Source organism: Bacteroidia bacterium (assembly GCA_019695265.1).
Classification (GTDB): domain Bacteria; phylum Bacteroidota; class Bacteroidia; order JAIBAJ01; family JAIBAJ01; genus JAIBAJ01.
This window is the reverse complement of sequence record JAIBAJ010000209.1, coordinates 1-2624: the sequence shown is the minus strand read 5'-3', so window position 1 is coordinate 2624 and position 2624 is coordinate 1. Positions and strand designations below refer to the sequence as shown.

General features: G+C 36.3%; 4 protein-coding genes. 2 read left to right on the top strand and 2 right to left on the bottom strand.

Annotated elements, in window-relative coordinates; translation table 11 throughout:
- Positions 1 to 108 precede the first annotated feature (108 nt).
- Together K1X82_15400 and K1X82_15395 are read left to right on the top strand one after the other, a co-directional pair.
- Positions 109 to 402 carry a T9SS type A sorting domain-containing protein gene (locus K1X82_15400; GenBank protein MBX7183497.1) on the top strand — a complete coding sequence of 98 codons (294 nt, stop codon included), beginning with the start codon at positions 109 to 111 and terminating at the stop codon, positions 400 to 402.
- A gap of 148 nt (positions 403 to 550) precedes the next feature.
- Positions 551 to 1522 (top strand): T9SS type A sorting domain-containing protein, encoded by a 972-nt coding sequence (locus tag K1X82_15395; GenBank protein ID MBX7183496.1) that lies wholly within the window; start codon positions 551 to 553, stop codon positions 1520 to 1522.
- Positions 1523 to 1662: 140 nt separating this feature from the next.
- Here K1X82_15395 and K1X82_15390 read toward each other — a convergent pair whose 3' ends face one another.
- Together K1X82_15390 and K1X82_15385 are read right to left on the bottom strand one after the other, a co-directional pair.
- Positions 1663 to 2355: a methyltransferase domain-containing protein gene (locus K1X82_15390; protein ID MBX7183495.1), complete on the bottom strand. Its 693-nt coding sequence runs from the start codon at positions 2353 to 2355 to the stop codon at positions 1663 to 1665.
- A 65-nt stretch (positions 2356 to 2420) separates the two neighbouring features.
- Positions 2421 to 2624 (bottom strand): hypothetical protein (locus K1X82_15385; GenBank protein ID MBX7183494.1); only part of this gene is annotated, 204 nt, incomplete at its 5' end.

Below are 2624 nucleotides of genomic sequence, written 5' to 3'. Positions count from 1 at the left end.
AGATGGCGGAATCGGTAGACGCGTTGGTCTCAAACACCAATGAGGTAACACTCGTGCCGGTTCGACTCCGGCTCTGGGTACGAAGTAAGAAGCCCTGTAAATTTTTATTTGCAGGGTTTTTTTGTTTTTTATTGTGAAGGAAATGAAGATGATGTTTTCCCCAATCCATCCAGGAATCAAATTCAGTTGATGAGCAGTAAACAGGGAAAACAATCGGATGAATTTTGGATTAGTGATATTGTTAGAAAGGTTGTACTGGGTCCAATTCAGGTTAATTTTGAACTAGACAATTCATCCAAATTAATAGATATTTCTAGTTTAAATCCTGGTATGTTTTTCAACCAAATCAAACCCTTATTCCAGCAATGGATTAAAACTTATCAAAGAATAATTCCATTTTAATAAATATGGCAAATATTAATCTTATTAATTTCCAATATTAACATAATATAGAATTAAATATAAACCTATAAAACCTCCATTCTGAACAAATTTTAAGGCAGCAATCAGTCTAATTATATTATTCAATATATTAGTGCCAAATTTTTAAATGAAAAAACTCTTAACCCTTTGTATCTTGGCAGTTGGATTTTATTCGAGTCATGCCCAAACCAACCTAATCATAAATGGGAATTTGGATTCCGCTACGGTATGTCCAAATTCGAATTCCCAAATTAACCGTTGTTATAACTGGACTAACCCAAACAACCATTATACCCAAGGACTTTGGGGGTCGCCCGATTACTTTAATGTTTGTGGTTCGAATGGTTATGCTCCCCCATTTTGTGGATGGGCAGAAGTTAGCCCACAATCCGGAGATGGAATGATATGCCTAGCGACCTATAATCAAAACTATTCAGATTTCAGGGAATATGTTTCAGCAAAATTACTTTATCCGTTGGTTCCTGATGTTACGTACACCGGTTCATTTTGGGTAACAAATGGAGTTAACAATATTTGCAAATATGTTACTGATGGATTAGGTATAGCTTTTACAGATTCTGCATTAACACAAGTAGATTATCAATTAATTAATGCTAACCCTCAGTTTGAAGTAACCAATCAAATTTCAGATACTTCTTGGGTACAGTATACATTTTCATTTACCCCTACTGAAGTATTAAATTACATTACAATCGGTAATTTCAGAAATGATGCCAACACGAATCGAACCATCGTTAATCCAGAAGCCAACCCAAACAATTATGCTATTTATTTTATCGATAACTTTGAACTATACGTTGATTGCAATGGAATAGGAACGAATTTAATTCAACCTAGTTCTCCCAATTCAGTTGCAGAAAGATTGTTGGTAGTTCCAAACCCATCCGGAAATTTCATTTCAGCCAATTTTAAAGGCAAAAAGATTGAAACGATTCAAATTCTGGATTTAAATGGTAAATTAATTCAAGAAGATTCCAAGGCAGAAGATATATATATTGGTAACCTTTCCAAAGGAATGTATATTGTAAAAGCAATCAATGGAAACTGGCAAGCCTCTACCAAATTTGTAAAGGAATAATACGCTTCAACCCCCAAAGAAAAGGCCCGGACTATACCAATCCGGGCCTTTTTTTTGAACCCTTTTTTCCCAAGATTTATTAAACTTTCGTGACTTACTATCTAGAAATAGTCCACTTTGTTTCAAACAATTATTCCCGATTAAATTCTTGCTTTCACCTCATCCATAGCAGCAGTGAGGTATTCCTTTTTCTTGTAGGTAGTTCGTGCCGGCCGCTTAACTAATTCAAGCCATTCATAATCTTCCGAATCCATTGAAAGAGCATAACGTTCAAACTTTTGCAGGACCAATCCAGAGGAATAAATGGTTGGAACAAGTATATCAGCATAAAGACTTTGATCTATTATTTGCAGCAATTCAGGACGATTAACACGAACCCAATCCAAATAATATGGATCAGGAATGTTTATACAAACCCTACCATTGTCATGTAACACACTTGCAATGGTTTTAAACAATGCAGCATGTTGCTCCACCGGAATATGCTCCAAAACATCAGGTAATACCACCAAATCAAATTTTTGCTGAGAAACAAAATCACTCATGTCGCTGACCATCAAACTTAAATTGGAGAATTTACTTAAGCGTTGCTTGGCTCGTTCAATACTTTCCGGACTTATATCTACAGCTAACACTTTACCTGCTTTTGCAGCCAATAAACCGGTTAAAGTACCTATACCACAACCAATTTCCAATACATTGGATTGACTGTTTAATCCTAGTCCCTTCAATCGTTTGATAATAGTACGGTGACGAATATTGACACCTACTTCGGCTTGCTGGGTTGCATACTTATCATAAAACCCTGAAATTTCTTGACGGCTTTTGCTCATTGGGACAAAAGTAATGCTTTCATGAAAAATTAAGGATACAATTTTGGATTTCTAAATCATGAAATTTATGCCATAAATTTCAAAAACCAAGCTTCACCAAACGCAGTTACGGGCGAAAAAGAAAATGGATTGAAAATGTTATGCGGAGCGTCCGGGCAAGGATTGAGGATGCTACCCCACAACCCCGAATATTTTCGGGGTGAGGAGTAGCGACGAAAGCCTGACCCAACCGCAAGTGCAACATTTTTGAACTTGCAACTCTGTTTGGG

Bases quoted from the DNA above. Each gene is read 5' to 3' on its own strand.
- K1X82_15390 (MBX7183495.1), bottom strand. From the start codon at position 2,355: ATGAGCAAAAGCCGTCAAGAAATTTCAGGGTTTTATGATAAGTATGCA.
- K1X82_15395 (MBX7183496.1), top strand. From the start codon at position 551: ATGAAAAAACTCTTAACCCTTTGTATCTTGGCAGTTGGATTTTATTCG.